Below are 20,441 nucleotides of genomic sequence, written 5' to 3'. Positions count from 1 at the left end.
ATCGCGGTTCGTTGTTCGAACCCACTCGATTTCGGCTGCGGTTCATGTAGCATAGGCAGCAATGTGCGCAAGGGCTTCGCACCCCTTTCGCACGAATGTGCTGCCGTTCTTTCGGGTATTCCGGCGGTGTGGCTAACTTTTGCGGTCAGGCGGGGGCATGACGGGCATCAGGGAAGTGGGTGATGCAAACGAACGTGCGCTTGTGAAAAGCCTGCCCGACGGTTTGGTGCGCTCTCTGTTGCCAGAGGTGTGGTCTCCAGACGAAGCCGGGCGTTCAACGCATTCACAGTCGATCAAGCCTTCCGAACCGAGTCTGCGTGAACGGTTTCTGCTTATGCTGTCGATTGCGGGTAGACAGTTCAAGTTTTCGGTCGAAACTGAAGTCGGACGTGGTGTATTCTTTCTTCTGCTGCCGGTTTTTACTGGGATCGGCGCAATCATTTATTTCACGCTTTCATTCGAGCCAGCATGGACGCCACTCTTATCCATGCTCGGAATCACTATAGTATTGCGGATTGTAACGCGCAGGCAATTCGCTGTTGCGCAAGGCGCAACATTGGCAATTGCTCTGCTGGGAGGGCTTGTTCTCAGCAAATGGGAGACAGAACGCCGTGCGACGCCGATGCTTGGCTCCGATGTAGCGACACGCGTGACGGGCAGGGTTGTCGCCTTGGAGTATCAGGATAATGGCAGCTGGCGGATAACACTTGATGTGATCCAGACAGAGCGTCCAAAACTCCGTTTTCCACCGAAGCGTATTCGCTTGAATGCGAGGGATATACCGGCGTCCACGGCCATCGGTAATGGACTGACTGGTTTCGCGCGATTGCGTATCCCGTCAGGTCCGGTCCGTCCCGGCAATTACGATTTTTCGTTTCACGCCTATTTCAATGGCATTGGTGCCAACGGTTTTTTTCTCGGGACGCCCAAAGTAGCGACGGTTTCTCCGCCTGATGAACTGACTGCAGAAATCTCCCAATGGATTGCCATGTTGCGCGTTCGCGTGTCTGAACGAATCGACGAAGTGATCGGTGGGGAGGACGGCAGTGTCGCTTCGGCACTCATAGCAGGCACGCGGGCGGGGATCAGCGAGCAGACGAATGAAGATTTACGCAAGGCTGGGCTTGCACATATTCTGTCGATTTCCGGCTTGCATATGGCACTGGCTGCCGGCGTGGTGATGTTGTCATTGCGGTCTCTTTTTGCGCTATTTCCGGCGTTCAGCGTACGACATCCGGTGAAAAAATATGCGGCATTTCTCTCGCTGCTGAGCTGTACGTTCTATCTTGCTATGTCAGGTGCAGATGTCGCTGCCCAACGAAGTTATGTGATGATTGCGGTAATGCTCGGAGCCTTGCTAGTAGACCGCGCCGCCATCAGTATGCGCAACCTCGCCATCGCTGCTCTCGCCATGATTGCGATTTCACCGCACGAGATACTGGGGCCGAGTTTTCAAATGTCGTTCTCTGCCACTGCCGCGTTGATCGCGGGATATGCTTGGTGGAGCGAGCGCAACAGGAGCAAGCGCATTGGCACAGTAAAGCGAGCCGCGGCCACTCACAGTTTCGTAGGGAAAGTTCTGAAATTGGTAGCAGCGGCAGCAGCCACTTCCCTCATAGCAGGATTAGGCAGCGGAATTTTCGCAGCCTATCATTTCAACAACACGGCGCCGTTCGGCTTAGTGGGTAATATTCTCGCTGAGCCTGTGATCGCTCTGCTTATTATGCCGTTCGCCGTCTTTAGTCTCGTATTGATGCCATTGCAGCTTGATTGGGTGCCCTTGCAGTTCATGGGCTGGGGTATTTGGGTGGTCAGACACATCGCCGCCTTCGTCGCAACTTGGTCGCCCGATGGAAATCCCGGAGCGATGCCCGCACTCACACTTCTCCTTTGGACCATCGCGCTCGTTCTGGCCGTTGTGCTTTCCACCAGACTGAAAGCACTCGCATTGCCGTTCATCGTTTGGGGACTGGTTGTTTTTATCAGTGAGCCCTTTCCCGATATTGTTGTCTCGGAAGATGCTAAACTGGTAGGGGTTCGACTGCCGGACGGGCGGTTCGCGGTTAATCGGAATCGACCATCACAGTTTACGATCGACAATTGGAAAACCGCCTATCTGATCAATGAATTCGTCTCACCGCTTTCCACCGGTAACAAGACGACAGATAATTATGACGGCTTCGAATGTGCTGACCATTTATGCACGATTACTTTGCGCGATGGCCGCACACTAACCTACACAGCAGATGTTACCATGCAGGAGGCTGCTTGCAATATCGGGGACGTGGTTATTCTCGCTGTTCCGGGTCAGAATACTGTATGCCATCGCTCCACAATTCTCAGTATCAGCAAGCGCGACCTGGCATTGAAAGGAACTGTCGAGATCAGGCTTGGCAAAGGACGAGACGCAAGCCCATTCACTGCAACTTCATCGGGCGAGACGAATGAAACTGCAAAGCCCGATGAGAGTCAGATAACGCTTGGTTCAGGTTCAGATGACCGGATTACTTATGCAGTCGACGTGCCGAGACGTCCTTGGCATTTGCATCGCATTCATTCTCGTGCGGCCCGCGGACTAGCCGAGCGCGAGTACAAGCCCAAATCTCGCCGGGCCCAACCGCAAAAAACTGTACAATAGCTGCCAGCAATAAAGAAAATCGCAACTAATGACTTTCGAGTACTTCCAGTCTGGAACAGACTCCTTCCAGATGGAGTCTGGATAAGCTCAATCTTGGCGCGTTACTCATCCATCCTGCACGAGGCATTTTCGCATTCATGCTAGAAGCCCTCTAGTAGCGGCGGATCAGGCCAACCAGTTTACCCTGAACCCGTACTCGATCGGGTCCAAAAATTCGTGTTTCATAGGCCGGGTTGGCTGCTTCAAGGGCAATAGATGCACCTTTTCGACGGAAGCGTTTCAACGTCGCTTCTTCGTCATCAACGAGAGCGACCACGATTTCACCGGGATTTGCGGACTCACCCCGCCTGATGATGACCGTATCTCCATCGAAAATTCCTGCATCGATCATTGAGTCGCCCCTGACCTCAAGTGCGTAATGCTCACCCGTGCCGATCATTTCGGGTGGAAGGCTGAGGGAATGCGTCTGGTTCTGAATCGCGGAGATGGGCACACCGGCAGCAATTCGCCCCATAACTGGCACGGACACGGTTCCAGATGTGTCGTCATTCGTAGCCAAAGAGGTCGGACGCGACGGCGGAGGAGGTGGAGGGGTTTTGCCCAAGCTACCTTCGATAACGCTGGGAGCAAACTTCTTTTGCGCATTGAGCCCCGGGGCGATGGAATCTGGCAGACGCAATACCTCAAGTGCGCGGGCTCGGTTCGGCAAACGGCGAATGAACCCCCGCTCTTCCAGAGCGGTAATCAGACGATGAATGCCCGATTTTGAAGCCAGGTCGAGCGCTTCTTTCATCTCGTCAAAAGATGGCGGAATGCCCGTTTCTTTCAGACGTTCATGAATGAACAGCAGAAGCTCGTGCTGTTTGCGGGTTAACATGTGCAACACCCTCCCGGCCAAGAATCGAGAAAAACAAAACCAGAACGAACACTATATGTTCCAGTCTTGTTCTGCAATGGTTTTAAAATTATTAACGCTCTCGGTGGCATTGGACAGAATGTTTCAGAGTGAGATAGTCACCGATGCGGAACCTAGGGCGAAACTCTGAATAATATATATTCTATTATGACTTAGTTCCGTTTCTCATGCTTTTGTCCGCTCAATATGCATGCGAGATTTATAGCATTAGAACACGACAGGCGTCACCGACTGCGGCTTCAGGAGCATTCTCGTCCCGGATGAGAAGTGCTTTTGAGCCAACAAGGGCGGAAAGCATAGACGAATCCTGTACTGGAAACGGCTTCGCAATCAGCGTGCCGTCTGAGGCTGATTCGATGGTAGCTCTAATATAATCCCGACGATGATCGTTTGCAGGCAGCGTCATACCCAGCTTTGCAGGACGGATATCGGCATCGATACTGGTTCCGGCAAGCTTGGCGACAAGCGGACGGAGAAAAACAAGGCTGCAGACGAGACTTGAAACGGGGTTCCCCGGTAGTCCGATGACATGGACAACTTTGCCGTTCGTTTCAATACGCCCATACATGAGAGGTTTGCCGGGGCGCATGGCGATCTTCCAGAAGTCGAGATTGATACCGAGCTTCTGCAGTGCTCCATGCACAAAATCTCGGTCACCGACGGAAGCTCCGCCGATTGTCACCAGAACGTCTATGCCGCTTTGCAGGCCGTCGGCTACCGCCCGCTCGATTTCGGCGGAATCATCTGGAATGATCCCTTTGTCTTGGGGAGTTCCGCCGGCTCGCCTTACAATTTCGGCAATTCCAACACTGTTCGACGCGACAATCTGGTCTTTTCCGGGTGTTTTGCCTGGTGAGACGAGTTCATCACCCGTCGCAATGATCGCCACTTTGGGCTTCTGGAATACTTCGACCTCCGCATTGCCGCTGGCTGCCGCCAGCGACAGAGCAGCGGCATCCAGCTCTCGCCTGCTCGGAATGACAACGTTGCCGGGGGAGAAATCCAGACCCGCCCGGCGTATATGTCGTCCTGGTTGTATTCCCTCGTGAACAGTTAACCGGTTACCCGAACGTCCGGTGTGTTCCTGAATGACAATTGTGTTCGCGCCTCGGGGTAGTGGCGCGCCGGTAAAAATGCGAACTGCCTGCCCAATACCCATTTCGCCTTCGAAGCGATTGCCCGCCGCTGATTCGCCAATAATATCGAATTCAACGGGATAGGAGATGTCGTTTGGTGCGATCAGGGCATAGCCGTCCATCGCCGACCCGTCGAATGGCGGCTGTAGAAAATGTGCCACAACAGGTGTTGCGACTATGCGTCCACCCGCATCTGACAAAGCGACGCGTTCTGTGCGGTGAGGTTCTGCGGATTTCAGGATGCGGGCCAGAGCTTCATCGACCGGGAGAAGGGACATGATGTTTCCTCTCGAACTGAATTGTAGACCCGACTACATTATAGAATCCGCGCGGGGCAATTGATCCTGCGCAAAGTCTAGCGGTTTATGTCGTCCAGTCACCTGACTTGCCGCCGCTCTTTTCGGTAACACGGATGCCGCCGATCTCCATATGTCTGTCGGCGGCCTTGGCCATGTCATAGATCGTAAGACATGTAACTGAAACAGCGACTAGGGCTTCCATTTCTACGCCGGTACGTCCTTTGAGCTTGGCGAGTGCGCGAACACGCAAACCCGGTAGTGCTTGATCAGGTTCGATCTCGACAGCTACTTTTGTCAGCATCAGCGGATGGCAGAGGGGAATAAGGTCGGCTGTCTTTTTGGCTGCCATGAGGCCCGCGAGACGCGCTGCGCCGATGACGTCGCCCTTCGCTGCATTGCCGTCCAGAATCAGTGCCAGCGTTTCTGGCTTCATTCGTACTGATCCCTCGGCCGTGGCTTGACGTTCAGTTTCGTCCTTGGCGCCAACATCCACCATGTTGGCAGCGCCGGTCTGGTCTATATGTGTCAGTTTGGACGTCATTACTCAAGCCTTGCCGGTCAGGAGCTCACGGGTAGCTGCCGCGACGTCTGCCTGCCGCATCAGACTCTCGCCGATGAGGAATGTTCCGATCCCGGTTTTTTCCAGGCGCAGACAATCACCATGTGTGAAGATGCCGCTTTCACCAACCAGAACACGATCGGATGGCGCCATCTTCGACAGGCGTTCGGAAATGGCCAGATCGACCTCGAATGTACGCAAGTTGCGATTGTTGATACCAAGCAGACGCGACGATAGCTTTAGTGCGCGTTCCATCTCGGCTTCGTCGTGTACTTCGATGAGTGCATCCATACCGAGTTCGAATGACGTTTCTTCGAGTGCCTTCGCCAGATCATCGTCAACGCTCGCAAGAATGATCAAAATGCAGTCAGCCCCCCAACTGCGGGCTTCGTGTACTTGATAGGTATCGTACAGAAAATCCTTGCGCAGGGCAGGAAGCCTGCAAGCGTTGCGGGCTGCCGTCAGAAATTCTGGTGCTCCCTGAAAGGATGGCGTGTCAGTCAGCACAGAAAGACATGCGGCGCCACCAATATCATAGGCTTGTGCAAGTGCGGGCGGATCGAAATCGGGACGGATAAGGCCTTTCGACGGACTTGCCTTCTTGATTTCAGCAATCAAGGCGAATTCACCGGCGGCGCGTTTCGCTTCCAATGCCTTGAGGAAGCCACGCGGCGCTTCCTGATCCTGCGCATGTGCTTTCAAATCAGCGACTGTGCGCTTGGCCTTTGCAGCGGCGATTTCTTCGCGCTTGTAAGCTTCAATCTTGCGCAGAATGTCGGTGGACATAACTTAATCCTTTCCGTCAAGCGGCCTTGTCATTCGAAACAGCAATCACTTTCTGCAAAACAGCAAGTGCCGCACTGCTGTCGATGGATTGTGCGGCGAGTGCGATGCCTTCTTTCAAGTCTTCGGCCTTGCCTGCAATGACGAGTGCTGCACCGGAATTGAGCAGGACGATGTCTCGATAGGCGTTCTTCTCGCCTTCAAGTACGCCCAGCAGAGCCTTGGCATTTACCGAAGCCTCGCCACCTTTCAGTTCGGAGGGATTGCAACGACGAAGTCCAACTTCTTCTGGTGTAATTTCAAACGTACGAATCTGGCCGTTTTCGAGCGCAGCAACGTGTGTCGTACCTGCGGTGGTCATCTCGTCGAGACCGTCTCCGTAAACAACCCAAGCCGCTTCGGACCCCAGTTCATTGAGCACCTCAGCCAGCGGTACGAGCCATTGTGGTGCAAACACACCGACAAGCTGGCGCTTGACGCTGGCCGGATTGGAAAGAGGACCGAGCAGATTGAAAATGGTGCGCGTGCCGAGTTCAACCCGGGAGGGGCCGACATGGCGCATGGCAGAATGGTGCATAGGTGCAAACATGAAGCCAAGACCTGCTTCCGTAATGCATCGACCAATGATGTTCGCGTCGGCCTCGATATTAATGCCGAGCGCGGCTAAAGCATCTGCTGCACCGGAGCGGGAAGACAGGGCGCGATTGCCATGTTTGGCGACAGGAACACCTGCGCCGGCGACAACAAACGCCGAGCAGCTTGAAACATTGTATGAACCAGACTGATCGCCACCAGTTCCAACAATATCGATTGCATTGTCGGGAGCGGAAACTGCCAGCATGCGCGAGCGCATGGAGGCAACGGCACCGGCAATTTCCGGCACAGTTTCACCGCGAACGCGCAAAGCCATCAGCAATCCGCCGATTTGCGACGGTGTGGCTTGGCCCGACATCATGATGTCGAAGGCAGCCCTGGAGTCCTGAAGCGAAAGTGGCTCTCCAGCAGCAGCTTTCGCTATATAAGGTTTCAGATCAGCCATTTTGAATGCCCACCATCCTTAAAACGCCAGAGCGTTGTTGATGACGGTCTGGTTTATCTTCACAGGATACTGCTTCTGCAATTCGCCGACGAGTTGTTCAAGAACATCATCCGAGAGGGAGGTCGCCAAATACTTCTGCTGCTGTTCCGGAATAGCTTCCGGGCCTGCTCCGGCAGGTTCCGTTACTTCGACAACCTTGAACAGTATCTGTGCATCATCCGAAGGTGCTGCGGCGCTGCCGGTCAGGCCGTTGGCTCCACGGAAAATCTGCGCTGCGGCGGCTGTACCGATATCGGCGTCATTGGTTGTGCGGACGATACCACGCTTGGTTTGCTTTTCAACGCTTAGCTCTGCAGCAATCGTGTCGAGTGTCGCGCCGCTGTCGAGGCGCTTCTTCAATTCCTCCACACGCTGATTGAGGCGCTTGACAGCTTCCTCGCCTTTCCATGCAGCGACGACCTTGTCTTTTACTTCGTCGAGCGTACGTTCACGAGCCTGAGTCACACCATCAACCTGATACCAGAGATAGCCAACATTGCCCATGGTCAGAGCGTCGTTGTCGAAACCCTGGTCGGCCTGAAAGGCCGCAGAAAGCAGCGCTTCGGCATTTGGCAACTGTACAGGATGACCAGAAGGATCATTACCCTCGGCATCAACGGCTTCCACTGTGACGGACTTGAGGCTCAGCTTCTTTGCAACATCAGCCATGGATGCTCCGTCGGACCGGTCTTGCTCATAAGAGTCATGAATACCGCTGATGCTGCTTGCTGCGATATTGTTGGCAAGCGTTGTGCGAATTTCACCTTCAACCTCTGTAAGCGGCTTGACATGAGCTGGTTCGATCTGAGTCACGCGCAGAATAACCGGACCGAAGCTCCCCTTCACGACCGAGCTGACACCATTCGCTGCCAGTGCAAAAGCTGCATCAGCAACCGCTTGATCAGGAATGGCGGACTTCTCAAACGTACCAAGCTTTAGGTCGTCTTCCGTTTTGCCCTGTTCTTTGCCGATATCGATGAAGCTCGTTCCGGCAGCTATTTTCTTTTGGGCGGCTTGGGCAGCGGCGTCATCGGCAAAGCTCAACTGCTCGATGGTGCGCTTTTCGAGCGTGCTGAAGCGGTCCTTATTCTTTTCGTAGTATTCGTTGATTTCGTCCTGAGTGACGGCTGACGGATCGGCGATATCCGTGGGTTCAAGTTTCACATAGGTTATTTTCCGGTATTCCGGTGCCTTGTACTCATCTTTGTGCGCTTCAAAATAGGACTTAAGCGCTTCTCCGGTCGGATCTGGGATAGCATCGGCCTTCTCAGCCTGAATGGTCAAATAGTCAACGCTGCGGGTTTCGCCCTGGTAAAGCGCCAGCGCTTTCAGTGCTGCATTTGGAAGCTTGATGCCGTCGGTTGCAGCTTCCACAATCTGCTGCCGGCGGGCCACTTTCGCGCGATTGTCTAGATAATCTTGTGCACGAATACCTGATTGACGAAGTACCGCATCGAATTGTGCACGATTGAAGTTGCCGCTTGCGTCATGGAATGCCGGATCTTCGCCGGTTAGGCGCGCAATTCCGTCCTTGGAAAGGCCGAGCTGCATGTTGCGCGCGCCTTCATCCAGAACCACGCCGGCGGCGAGCTGGGCGAGTACCTGATTTTCGACACCGAGCGCTTTGGCTTGTTCGCGCGTCAAACGCTGGCGGAACTGTTGAGATAGGCGCATCATCTGTTGCTCATAGGCAAAACGATAGTCAGTGGCGCTCACTTCGGAACCACCAGCCGTCAGAGCGGCATTGCCAGACAAGCCGCCGCGAAAAACATCGGAGATGCCCCAAATCGCAAAGCTCAGTACAAGCAAGCCAAGCAGAAGTTTGGCGACCCAGGATTGAGCGGCGGAGCGCAGGCTGTCGAGCATTGGAAACCCTTCAAGAATAAATTGAAGCTCGGCGTTTATAGATAGAGCCAGTCAGGGGATAACCTCAAGCCAGCCCTATATGCAAGGTCTCATTGCATATAGGTAGTCAAGAACATTTGCATTGCGGCACGAATACGCTTAGTCAGTGGCAAATTTTGGTGCTGACCAGCTCTCATCAGGCGGTCGCATCTGCTGTTTTGAACAGGCGAGGAGAACAGAATGACTCCGGGAATCCGTCCGCTGGTTGCTGGCAACTGGAAGATGAATGGCACGGGAGAATCCCTGACCGAATTGCGCGCGATTGCTGCTGGTCTGAGCTCCGATCTCGGTCGCAAGCTTGATGCAGTCATCTGCGTGCCTGCGACACTTCTTTCCCGCGCGGCAGAAACGCTCGAAGGCGAGACCGTTGGTCTTGGCGGTCAGGATACTCACCATAAAGTGTCCGGCGCCCATACGGGAGATGTTTCCGCAGAAATGCTGAAGGAAGCAGGTGCGACGCATGTGATAGTCGGTCATTCCGAGCGTCGGACTGATCATCATGAAAGCAATGAGACCGTTTGCGCCAAGACGGAGGCAGCATGGGCAGCAGGACTGATCGCAATCGTCTGCGTCGGTGAAACTGCTGATGAGCGAAAAGCCGAGCGCACGCTGGATGTTATTGGCAAGCAGCTTGCTGGCTCCTTGCCGGATGGCGTCAATGCCGAGAATACGATCATTGCTTACGAGCCGGTCTGGGCAATCGGTACCGGACTCACGCCGACTGTGCAGGATGTGCGCGCAGCGCATGCCTTCATGCGTGAGCAGCTGATTGAACGTTTTGGCGCGAAAGGCGCGCATCTTCGGCTGCTTTATGGCGGCTCGGTCAAGCCTTCAAACGCATTGGAACTGCTCGGTGTTGCAGATGTTGACGGTGCGCTTGTCGGTGGTGCGAGCTTGAAGGCGAACGATTTTCTCGCCATATGCGAAACCTATCGTAATTTGTAACCGGCACATCACGTCTGTCTATCTTGGCTTCGGGGCTTGGATTATCGGACAATAGCGTGTAAAGAGCCGCTCTAGTTTTAGGGATATAAAGACCGTAACCCATGCAGACCGTAATCATTGTCATTCATTTGTTGATCGTGCTGGCGCTTGTCGGCGTTGTACTTATCCAGCGTTCGGAAGGCGGCGGCCTTGGCATTGGCGGTGGTTCGGGGTTCATGACTGCTCGTGGCGCAGCCAATGCGCTGACCCGCGCAACAGCTATTCTCGCGATTGGCTTTTTTGCGACCTCGCTTATTCTCGGCATCATGGCGCGCTACGGAGAAAAGCCGACCGATATTCTCAACCGAATTCCGGCGGCATCCGGTAGCCAGACTGCTCCGGCGAGCGGCAATGGTGGCGGTATTCTAAACCAGTTGGGTGGTGAGTCTTCGCGTCCTGAGGCCAATCAGGCTGCGCCGGCAGTTCCAAACGCTGAAGCGCCACCAACGCAGTCTGATGCAGCTCAGCCGCAAGCTCCGATTGTTCCGGAAGCCCCGGCTAACCCAGTTCCAAGCTCGCAGTAAAAGCATGAGCATAATGAAAAGAATGCGAAGCCGGCCCAAGTGGCCGGTTTTCTTTTTGCTATCCACGAGGTTGCAAAGTGTTGCAGCTCGGCAATATGCTGATGCGAATCGCATTGCACAATAAAGGCAGCGAATTGAGAACCGGATCGCTTTGCAGTAAGCAGAGCGAAAGCTCGGTCGCAATCAAGGCGACAGGCGTTTCTCCCTTGTATTTGAATTTTCGGGAACCGAACATGTTTTCACGCCGTATTCTGATGGCAGGTATTGCAAGTCTCAGCATTGGAGCAACTGCTCCCGCATTTGCAGCTTCGCCGGTAAGTGCTGAAGCGCAGCTCAATGAAGCTGCCGCGATCGTTCAGCAGGTTGCTCTTTCAAGTGATGCCAAGGCCAACCCAGAAAAGCCGAAGAAGAAAAAGGCTTCCAAAAGCGGCAACGGGGTTAAGGCCACCAAGTACAACATTGATCCAAAGTTCCGCCCGCAGGAAGTTGCTTTCAGCGGTTACAAGCCGGGTACGATAGTGATCGATCCAAAGCAGCGCTTTCTTTATCTTGTGGAAACCTCTTCGACTGCGCGCCGTTATGGCATTGCTGTTGGCAAGCAGGGCTTGGAATTCCAGGGAAAGGCGACGATCAGCGCCAAGCGTGAATGGCCGCGTTGGATTCCGACCAAGGAAATGATTGAACGTGACCCAGCCCACTATGGTCGCTTCAAGAACGGCATGGATGGCGGTCCAGGTAATCCGCTGGGATCGCGTGCCATGTATCTATTTCAGGGTAACAAAGACACCTACATCCGCATTCACGGCACGGTGCAGCCTTGGACGATCGGTAGCTCGGCTTCCAATGGCTGTTTCCGTATGATTAATGAGGATGTGATGGATCTTTATGATCGTGTCGGCCTGGGTACCGAAGTGGTTGTTCTCTGATCTGTAAATGGCTATCCTAAGGTCGCCGGGCTTATGGGCCCGGCTTTCTCTTTTGCGCAAGTGGCTATTCCGGCGGGTTGAAGCTGTGGATTTCGAGCTTCGATATGGCTTTATTTGAATAGGGGCGCTAGAGAGTACGGACGCATTCGCTCCGGGGTTTCTGGCTCCGGTTCTTCTTTGTACAACGACGATTATCGCTTGGCTTCGGTGAAAAAGAGCACCGGGGTGCATTTTTTTGTGGCGGAATCAATCAAGAAAGTCTAACGGGATAAGCCCATGGCGCGATATGTATTCATCACTGGCGGCGTGGTTTCTTCCCTTGGAAAAGGCATAGCTGCCGCAGCACTGGCTGCACTCCTTCAGGCACGCGGTTACCGCGTGCGTATCCGTAAACTCGACCCTTATCTGAATGTCGATCCCGGCACGATGTCGCCTTACCAGCACGGTGAGGTGTTCGTCACTGACGATGGTGCCGAAACAGACCTCGATCTGGGCCATTACGAGCGATTCACCGGTCGCCCTGCCAATCAGCAGGACAACATTACGACCGGTCGCATCTACCGTAACATCATCGAAAAGGAACGCCGCGGCGATTATCTCGGTGCGACGGTTCAGGTTATTCCGCATGTAACCGACGAGATCAAGAACTTCGTCCTGGAAGGTAACGAAGATTATGATTTCGTTCTTTGCGAAATCGGTGGCACGGTTGGCGACATCGAAGCCATGCCGTTCCTCGAAGCCATCCGTCAGCTTGGTAACGAATTGCCACGTGGAACGGCAGTTTATATCCATCTGACCTTGATGCCGTATATTCCGGCCGCTGGCGAACTGAAGACCAAGCCGACCCAGCATTCGGTCAAGGAACTGCGTTCTATCGGTATTGCTCCAGATATCCTTCTGGTCCGCGCGGATCGTGAAATTCCTGAATCAGAACGTCGCAAGCTGTCGTTGTTCTGTAATGTGCGCGAAAGCGCAGTTATTCAGGCGCTCGACGTTGCCACGATCTACGACGTTCCTATTGCCTATCATAAGGAAGGCCTTGATTCGGAAGTTCTGTCAGCATTCGGTATCGATCCGGCTCCGAAGCCGCGTATGGATCGCTGGGAAGAGGTTTCCAACCGTCTTCATAATCCGGAAGGCGAAGTCACCATCGCCATCGTCGGCAAATATACCGGTCTCAAGGATGCTTATAAGTCGCTGATCGAGGCACTTTATCATGGAGGCCTTGCCAACAAGGTTAAAGTCAATCTTGACTGGATCGAGGCGGAAGTCTTCGAAAGCGAAGATCCGGCTCCATATTTGGAAAAGGTTCACGGTATCCTGGTGCCGGGTGGCTTCGGCGAGCGTGGTGCAGAGGGGAAGATCCTTGCAGCGAAGTTCGCTCGCGAACGCAAGGTTCCATACTTTGGCATCTGCTTCGGCATGCAAATGGCCTGTATTGAAGCAGCGCGCAATCTCGTAGGTATCGAAAACGCCTCTTCGACAGAGTTCGGCCCGACCAAGGAGCCGGTTGTCGGCCTCATGACCGAGTGGTTGAAGGGTAATATGCTTGAGAAGCGTGCGGCAGCAGGCGATCTGGGTGGCACAATGCGTCTTGGAGCTTATGAAGCAGCGCTGAAGCCGGGGTCGAAAATCGCGGAAATTTATGGTTCGACCGGTATTTCCGAGCGTCACCGTCATCGCTATGAAGTCAATGTTGACTACAAGGAACGTCTTGAGACTGCTGGACTGAGCTTTGCAGGTATGTCGCCGGATGGCGTTCTGCCTGAAACGGTTGAATATCCTGATCACCCATGGTTTATCGGCGTTCAGTATCATCCGGAACTGAAGTCCCGACCATTCGAACCGCATCCGCTCTTCGCCTCCTTTATTGAAGCGGCGATTGAACAGAGCCGTCTGGTCTAAAATTTCAACGCGCCTTTCGGGGCGCGTTTTCATTTCAGCTTTCAGGCTCTGGTCTTGTTTTCGACCAGCCTTTACGCCAGATAAGTGCCAACGAGGCATCCAGTATCGAGGTTCACGTCATGGCGACCGCCAATTCATCCGTAAAAATCGGAAATGTCACTGTTTCAAACAGCACGCCTTTCGCCCTGATTGCGGGGCCGTGCCAGATGGAAACGCGCGAACATGCGTTTGATATGGCAGGTCGTCTCAAGGAAATGACCGATAAGCTCGGCATCGGTCTCGTGTACAAGTCCAGCTTCGATAAGGCCAATCGCACATCTTTGAAAGCTGAACGCGGAATCGGCCTCGAAAAGGCAATGGAAGTTTTTGCTGATCTCAAGAAGGAGTTCGGCTTTCCGGTGCTGACGGATGTCCACACTGAAGAGCAGTGTGTGGAGGTTGCGCCTGTCGTGGATGTTTTGCAAATACCAGCATTTCTTTGCCGCCAGACCGATTTGCTGATTGCCGCCGCAAAGACGGGACGTGTCGTGAATGTCAAAAAGGGTCAGTTTCTGGCACCGTGGGACATGAAGAATGTTCTGTCCAAGATTACGGAGAGCGGCAACCCGAATGTGCTTGCCACGGAACGCGGTGTTTCTTTCGGCTATAATACTCTCGTTTCCGACATGCGTTCTTTGCCGATCATGGCAGGCTTTGGCTCACCCGTTGTTTTCGACGCGACTCACTCCGTGCAGCAACCGGGCGGGCAGGGCGGCTCGTCAGGTGGACAACGCGAATTCGTCGAGACGTTGGCTCGTGCAGCCGTAGCTGTTGGTGTTGCCGGTCTCTTTATTGAAACGCATCAGGACCCGGATAATGCGCCGTCCGATGGGCCGAACATGGTTCCAGTGGATAAAATGCCAGCGCTTCTCGAAAAGCTCATGGCTTTTGATCGGATCACGAAGGGACTTTAAACAGTTCTCGAAGAATTTAGAAAGGCGGGGGATTTTCCTCCGTCTTTTGTTTCGTTAAGGCTTAAAAACTGGCCAAGTGCATAATCTTTTATGAAGTGTCTGCAAAATTTCAGGATTATGAGCTAAGAAATGGCCGCATCGGATTTGTTAAGCGCCTCGTGAAAATGGCGGGGCAATCTATAGGGAAGGACTGGTTCCTATGACTGCAATCATCGACATCGTCGGTCGCGAAATTCTCGACAGCCGCGGCAACCCGACCGTCGAAGTGGACGTCGTGCTTGAAGATGGCTCTTTCGGACGCGCTGCCGTTCCGTCTGGTGCATCGACCGGCGCGCATGAAGCCGTAGAGCTACGCGATGGCGGCAGCCGCTATCTCGGCAAGGGCGTGGAAAAGGCTGTTGAAGCGGTCAATGGCAAGATTTTTGACGCTATTGCGGGCATGGACGCTGAAAGCCAACTGCTTATCGACCAGACGATGATTGATCTCGATGGCTCGGCCAACAAGGGCAATCTCGGCGCCAACGCAATTCTGGGTGTTTCGCTTGCCGTCGCCAAGGCTGCAGCCCAAGCGACCGGCCTTCCGCTCTATCGCTATGTCGGTGGCGCAAACGCTCATGTTCTGCCGGTCCCCATGATGAACATCATCAATGGCGGCGCACATGCGGACAATCCGATCGACTTCCAGGAGTTCATGATTCTGCCGGTTGGCGCTTCGTCTGTTCGGGAAGCTGTTCGGTACGGTTCGGAAGTTTTCCATACACTCAAAAAGCGGCTCAAGGATGCCGGTCACAACACCAATGTCGGCGATGAAGGCGGTTTTGCTCCAAACCTGAAGAATGCTCAGGCCGCACTCGATTTCATCATGGAATCGATTGAGAAGGCTGGTTTCAAGCCGGGTGAAGATGTTGCCCTTGGTCTCGACTGTGCAGCGACTGAGTTCTTCAAGGATGGCAATTACGTATATGAAGGCGAACGTAAGACGCGTGATCCGAAAGCTCAGGCCAAGTATCTTGCCAAGCTCGCCAGCGACTATCCTATTGTCACCATCGAAGACGGCATGGCGGAAGATGACTGGGAAGGCTGGAAGTATCTCACCGATCTTATCGGTAACAAGTGCCAGCTCGTTGGCGATGATCTGTTCGTTACCAACTCTGCCCGTCTCCGCGACGGCATCCGTATGGGCGTTGCCAATTCAATTCTCGTCAAAGTCAACCAGATTGGATCACTGTCTGAAACGCTTGACGCTGTCGAAACCGCTCATAAGGCTGGCTACACTGCCGTCATGTCGCACCGTTCAGGTGAAACTGAGGACTCGACGATTGCCGATCTCGCTGTTGCTACTAACTGCGGACAGATCAAGACCGGTTCTCTGGCCCGTTCCGACCGTACGGCTAAGTACAATCAGCTTATTCGTATCGAAGAAGAACTTGGCAAACAGGCTCGCTATGCAGGCCGTAGTGCATTGAAGTTTCTTTAGTGCTTGGTACTATATTTATGAAAACGGCGGCCTGTTGGTCGCCGTTTTCATTTATTGAAAGTACAATTTGATGTTTATGGTGGAGCGGGAAACTAGGCGTCGCTTTCTTTGTGGCACAACATGATAACAAGGCCAATCATGGATGGCAGCGCATAGAGAAGGGCACCCAACTGCGTATTTAGCGAATTTTCTTTAGCCTCCCAAGCCATAAACCAGTCACCAGCAACAACCATGAAGCCGATTCCCCAAACGGCTACGGCACAGCAAGCGCCTAATATCGCCCAGTTTTTACCCGTTGAAAATTTAGCATAGCTACCACCAAGATTGATCAACATCTTGACAAATCCGATGGTGGCCAGCACGCCTGCTAGCGTTTCTACGGCCGTGATCATTGCAAGGCCTACATATGGGGCCCAGCTGTTGTTAATAGCGCGCCAATTTTCGCCGGAAATTCCATACGTGTCAGTCATTGACAAAAGAGGTCTAACTGCATTCTCGGCTGTTCCCGAAAAATCGGCTGTATTATTAAGGAGGCTGAATATTCCCCAAAGGGCGGGAAATAGTGACATAATAATACACGGTATACGTCTAATGATTCTCTCGTTCATAATGTTTTCCTATTATTTAATTTAATTATTTTAATAATCTAGATCATGAGTTTTATCGTTATTATATTTTTCTGGATAATTTTTTATAAACGATAAATTTGCCTTTTTAATTCGAGAGTTATGTTTTAGTTACTACCTTAATAAATCTAACTTGGTTTGATAATTCGTTTGGGGCTTGTGGCTGGAAATGGGCAGCTTAACCGTCCCGCCTTTGCGACAAGTTATGCTTCCTTTCAGATTCTCCACTGGTCCAGCCGGTGGGTTCCTTAAACGCATTTTTCAATCGGAGTTCTCGCCATGACAAAATACTACGTCATTGGCCTTTACGGTTACGGCAAGGCTTTTCCCGCTTCAAACGGATGGAAAGACGTTTAATGACGCTCGGCAGACATGGCTTGGCATGGCACGACATCTACACGGCTAGGCACCCTGTGCTCGAGGCGCGTGATCGCTGGCATCGACCTGTGGCGCGTCATGATGTGGATGGGGCATTAAGATCACTCTTCATTATGCATACTTTTCTGCACAGCACTTGATAGACATGGTCGCCGCACCGGAAAGTGTCAGGCCTCCCACCCTTACCTTCATCTACAAAAACGTGCGAGGAACCCTGGGATTTGTCACCAGCCTGTGACAAATCCCAGGGTAAAAGTAGCTCAACGAAACTCCAGTAAAAACAAGAGGTAACGTCTCAAGCATTGCCGTTTAGGGCAAATTTAACGACCTATAAACGATAATGCTTGATAGTGGAATTCGGATTGATGCCTCTCGCAGGATTCGTAGTGGCACCGAATGTCCGGGAAGGAAACCGAGATGTGGACCAAGCAGAAGCGTAAATCGATCCGTGGGCGTTTTGTGTTGCCCATTCTGACGGCTGCGTTTCTCAGCTATTTTGGCTTTCACGCCTATCATGGCGAATTTGGTCTCTACTCCCGCATCCAGCTCGAAGAACAAAAAAGCCTTCTGGCCAAACAGCTCGAACAAGTGACGGCAGATCGCGCTGCACTCGAAAAGCGAGTCATGCTTTTGCGCGACGGCTCCATCGAGAAGGATATGCTTGACGAGCAGGCACGCAGAGCGCTTAATCTCTCCCATCCCGATGAAGTGACAATTATCACCTCCAGGGAAGACCGTTCAAATTAACTGAAATCCAGTTAATTGTCTTTTTATTGTATGTTTTTAAGGGCTTGGTGGCATAGCAGCTATGCTCTGGGTGCATATTGTATCTTGTGATATGCCTGTATAACGTCACAATAGAACGACAATTTAGGGAGCGAGATATGGCACCGAGGGCTAAAAAGTCGCCTGCAAGCAAAACGCAGGCGTCTTCTGTGACTGCACCCAAGGCACCTGCACCTGCGAACTTTGATAAGAAGCAGGAGTTGGATGCTTATCGCGAGATGCTGTTGATCCGGCGTTTCGAAGAAAAGGCCGGCCAGCTTTATGGTATGGGCTTTATTGGCGGTTTCTGCCACCTTTATATCGGCCAGGAAGCCGTGGTGGTCGGCATGCAGATGGCGCTGAAGGAAGGTGATCAGGTTATCACCGCCTATCGCGATCATGGTCATATGCTTGCAGCGGGCATGAGCGCGCGGGGCGTGATGGCTGAACTGACGGGACGTCGCAGTGGCCTTTCCAAGGGCAAGGGCGGCTCCATGCATATGTTCTCCAAAGAGAAGAATTTTTACGGCGGTCACGGTATTGTCGGTGCGCAGGTGTCGCTTGGTACAGGTCTGGCGTTCGCCAATCGCTATCGCGACAACGACAATGTAACGCTGACCTATTTCGGCGACGGCGCTTCCAATCAGGGCCAGGTCTACGAAAGCTTCAACATGGCATCGTTGTGGAAGCTGCCTGTAGTCTACATTATTGAAAACAATCGCTACGCTATGGGTACATCGGTTTCGCGTTCCTCCGCAGAAACGGACTTCTCGAAACGTGGTCTCTCTTTCAATATTCCTGGCATTCAGGTTGACGGCATGGACGTTCGTGCGGTCAAGGCCGCTGCCGATCTGGCTGTGGAATGGACGCGTTCTGGCAAGGGACCGATCATTCTAGACATGCAGACCTATCGTTATCGCGGTCACTCCATGTCGGACCCTGCAAAATATCGCTCGAAGGAAGAAGTGCAGAAGATGCGCTCCGAACACGATCCGATCGAGCAGGTCAAGCAGCGTCTAATCGAGAAGGGTTGGGCAACCGAGGAAGAGCTTAAGGAAATCGACAAGGACGTCCGCGACATTGTCGCTGATTCTGCTGATTTCGCTCAAAACGATCCAGAGCCGGACGCATCTGAGCTCTACACGGATATTTTGCTCTAATTCCAGGAAGGTGTTGTCATGCCCATAGAAATTCTGATGCCCGCACTTTCCCCGACCATGGAAGAGGGCAAGCTCTCCAAGTGGCTCAAGAAAGAAGGCGACAAGGTTACGTCCGGCGATGTGATCGCCGAAATTGAAACCGACAAGGCGACGATGGAAGTCGAAGCTGTCGATGAAGGTACAATCGGCAAGATTCTGGTCGATGAAGGTACCGAAGGCGTGAAGGTTAATACACCGATTGCCGTGCTCCTCGGTGACGGCGAGAGCGCATCCGACATGGGCTCTGCTCCAGCTGCCAAGGTTGCGGCAACGAAGGAAGAAGCCAAGGAAGAGCCAAAAGCTGAAGAAAAGAAGGCTGATTCTGTTCCAGCGGCTCCCAAGGCGCCAGCTCTTGAAGTCGCTTCTGACCCAGACATTCCGGCTGGTACCGAAATGGTTTCCACGACTGTTCGCGAAGCGCTTCGGGATGCGATGGCCGAAGAAATGCGCCGCGACCCGAACGTTTTCGTGATGGGTGAAGAAGTTGCCGAGTATCAAGGTGCTTATAAGGTAACGCAGGGACTTCTCGATGAATTTGGTTCCAAGCGCGTTGTTGATACTCCGATCACCGAACATGGCTTTGCCGGGGTTGGTGTTGGTGCTGCTTTTGCAGGTCTGCGACCGATCGTTGAGTTTATGACTTTTAACTTCGCCATGCAGGCAATTGACCAGATCGTGAATTCTGCCGCCAAGACGCTATATATGTCCGGCGGACAGATGGGGGCTCCGATGGTCTTCCGCGGTCCATCCGGTGCGGCAGCGCGAGTTGCTGCCCAGCATTCGCAGTGCTACGCTGCTTGGTACAGCCACATTCCGGGTCTCAAGGTCATCATGCCGTACACGGCTGCCGATGCCAAGGGCCTGCTGAAAGCTGCTATCCGCGATCCGAATCCGGTGATCTTCCTTGAGAACGAAATTCTCTACGGTCATCATTTCGATGTGCCGAAGCTTGACGATTTTGTTCTGCCAATCGGCAAAGCCCGCATTCACAAGCAGGGCAAGGACGCCACCATCGTTTCGTTCGGCATCGGCATGACCTACGCGGTCAAGGCGGCTGAAGAGCTTGCCCAACAGGGCATCGATGTGGAAATCATCGATCTGCGCACGATCCGCCCGATGGATATTCCAACGGTTGTGGAATCGGTCAAGAAGACGGGTCGCTTGGTGACAGTAGAAGAAGGTTTCCCGCAGTCGTCCGTTGGTACGGAGATCGCCACTCGCGTCATGCAGCAGGCTTTCGATTATCTCGATGCGCCAATCCTGACCATTGCTGGCAAGGACGTTCCAATGCCTTATGCGGCGAATTTGGAAAAGCTGGCGCTACCGACGGTTGCCGAAGTGGTCGAAGCGGTGAAAGCCGTTACATATACCGCGTAACGAAAGGGTCTGG

Annotated in this window: 17 protein-coding genes; 10 read left to right on the top strand and 7 right to left on the bottom strand. The window is 53.2% G+C overall.

Features of this window, described 5'->3' with window-relative positions; all coding sequences use genetic code 11:
* The first annotated feature begins 157 nt into the window (after window positions 1–157).
* Complete coding sequence (locus FJQ48_RS16405; RefSeq protein ID WP_139976014.1) at window positions 158–2,638, top strand: ComEC/Rec2 family competence protein; 2,481 nt, start codon at window positions 158–160, stop codon at window positions 2,636–2,638.
* Window positions 2,639–2,789: 151 nt separating this feature from the next.
* On the opposite strand, the gene lexA is transcribed toward FJQ48_RS16405, so the two are convergent.
* From lexA to FJQ48_RS16375, 6 genes are all read right to left on the bottom strand, one after another.
* Complete coding sequence (gene lexA / locus FJQ48_RS16400) at window positions 2,790–3,515, bottom strand: transcriptional repressor LexA (protein ID WP_139976013.1); 726 nt, start codon at window positions 3,513–3,515, stop codon at window positions 2,790–2,792.
* Between the two features lie 238 nt (window positions 3,516–3,753).
* Window positions 3,754–4,968, bottom strand: coding sequence for a gephyrin-like molybdotransferase Glp (gene glp / locus FJQ48_RS16395; RefSeq protein WP_139976012.1), 1,215 nt, complete (start codon window positions 4,966–4,968; stop codon window positions 3,754–3,756).
* An 85-nt stretch (window positions 4,969–5,053) separates the two neighbouring features.
* Window positions 5,054–5,530 carry a cyclic pyranopterin monophosphate synthase MoaC gene (moaC, locus tag FJQ48_RS16390; RefSeq protein ID WP_139976011.1) on the bottom strand — a complete coding sequence of 159 codons (477 nt, stop codon included), beginning with the start codon at window positions 5,528–5,530 and terminating at the stop codon, window positions 5,054–5,056.
* 3 nt (window positions 5,531–5,533) lie between these two features.
* Window positions 5,534–6,334, bottom strand: a complete 801-nt coding sequence (trpC, locus tag FJQ48_RS16385; protein WP_139976010.1) for an indole-3-glycerol phosphate synthase TrpC — start codon at window positions 6,332–6,334, stop codon at window positions 5,534–5,536.
* A gap of 16 nt (window positions 6,335–6,350) precedes the next feature.
* Window positions 6,351–7,370: an anthranilate phosphoribosyltransferase gene (trpD, locus tag FJQ48_RS16380; RefSeq protein WP_139976009.1), complete on the bottom strand. Its 1,020-nt coding sequence runs from the start codon at window positions 7,368–7,370 to the stop codon at window positions 6,351–6,353.
* Window positions 7,371–7,388: 18 nt separating this feature from the next.
* Window positions 7,389–9,275 (bottom strand): peptidyl-prolyl cis-trans isomerase, encoded by a 1,887-nt coding sequence (locus FJQ48_RS16375; protein WP_139976008.1) that lies wholly within the window; start codon window positions 9,273–9,275, stop codon window positions 7,389–7,391.
* 219 nt (window positions 9,276–9,494) lie between these two features.
* Here FJQ48_RS16375 and tpiA point away from each other — a divergent pair, with 219 nt between their 5' ends.
* The 6 genes from tpiA (at window position 9,495) to eno (ending at window position 16,083) form a co-directional block, all read left to right on the top strand.
* Window positions 9,495–10,259 carry a triose-phosphate isomerase gene (gene tpiA, locus FJQ48_RS16370; RefSeq protein WP_139976007.1) on the top strand — a complete coding sequence of 255 codons (765 nt, stop codon included), beginning with the start codon at window positions 9,495–9,497 and terminating at the stop codon, window positions 10,257–10,259.
* 101 nt (window positions 10,260–10,360) lie between these two features.
* Window positions 10,361–10,822 (top strand): preprotein translocase subunit SecG, encoded by a 462-nt coding sequence (gene secG, locus FJQ48_RS16365; protein ID WP_139976006.1) that lies wholly within the window; start codon window positions 10,361–10,363, stop codon window positions 10,820–10,822.
* 233 nt (window positions 10,823–11,055) lie between these two features.
* Window positions 11,056–11,748: a L,D-transpeptidase gene (locus FJQ48_RS16360; protein ID WP_139976005.1), complete on the top strand. Its 693-nt coding sequence runs from the start codon at window positions 11,056–11,058 to the stop codon at window positions 11,746–11,748.
* Between the two features lie 276 nt (window positions 11,749–12,024).
* The gene (locus FJQ48_RS16355) at window positions 12,025–13,653 is read left to right on the top strand and encodes a CTP synthase (protein WP_139976004.1); all 1,629 of its coding nucleotides are present in this window, start codon (window positions 12,025–12,027) and stop codon (window positions 13,651–13,653) included.
* Window positions 13,654–13,772: 119 nt separating this feature from the next.
* Window positions 13,773–14,606, top strand: a complete 834-nt coding sequence (kdsA, locus tag FJQ48_RS16350) for a 3-deoxy-8-phosphooctulonate synthase (RefSeq protein WP_139976003.1) — start codon at window positions 13,773–13,775, stop codon at window positions 14,604–14,606.
* 199 nt (window positions 14,607–14,805) lie between these two features.
* Complete coding sequence (eno, locus tag FJQ48_RS16345; protein ID WP_139976002.1) at window positions 14,806–16,083, top strand: phosphopyruvate hydratase; 1,278 nt, start codon at window positions 14,806–14,808, stop codon at window positions 16,081–16,083.
* 92 nt (window positions 16,084–16,175) lie between these two features.
* Here eno and FJQ48_RS16340 read toward each other — a convergent pair whose 3' ends face one another.
* Complete coding sequence (locus FJQ48_RS16340) at window positions 16,176–16,691, bottom strand: DUF2165 family protein (protein WP_139976001.1); 516 nt, start codon at window positions 16,689–16,691, stop codon at window positions 16,176–16,178.
* Between the two features lie 813 nt (window positions 16,692–17,504).
* Here FJQ48_RS16340 and FJQ48_RS16335 point away from each other — a divergent pair.
* The 3 genes from FJQ48_RS16335 (at window position 17,505) to FJQ48_RS16325 (ending at window position 20,428) form a co-directional block, all read left to right on the top strand.
* Window positions 17,505–17,834, top strand: a complete 330-nt coding sequence (locus tag FJQ48_RS16335) for a septum formation initiator family protein (RefSeq protein ID WP_139976000.1) — start codon at window positions 17,505–17,507, stop codon at window positions 17,832–17,834.
* Window positions 17,835–17,971: 137 nt separating this feature from the next.
* Window positions 17,972–19,012 carry a pyruvate dehydrogenase (acetyl-transferring) E1 component subunit alpha gene (gene pdhA / locus FJQ48_RS16330; RefSeq protein WP_139975999.1) on the top strand — a complete coding sequence of 347 codons (1,041 nt, stop codon included), beginning with the start codon at window positions 17,972–17,974 and terminating at the stop codon, window positions 19,010–19,012.
* An 18-nt stretch (window positions 19,013–19,030) separates the two neighbouring features.
* Window positions 19,031–20,428 (top strand): pyruvate dehydrogenase complex E1 component subunit beta, encoded by a 1,398-nt coding sequence (locus tag FJQ48_RS16325; protein ID WP_139975998.1) that lies wholly within the window; start codon window positions 19,031–19,033, stop codon window positions 20,426–20,428.
* Window positions 20,429–20,441: the final 13 nt, after the last annotated feature.

The organism is Ochrobactrum sp. CGA5 (assembly GCF_006345815.1).
GTDB lineage: Bacteria > Pseudomonadota > Alphaproteobacteria > Rhizobiales > Rhizobiaceae > Brucella.
Note: the sequence above shows the minus strand (reverse complement) of the source record. Positions and strands in the feature narration are given on the sequence as shown.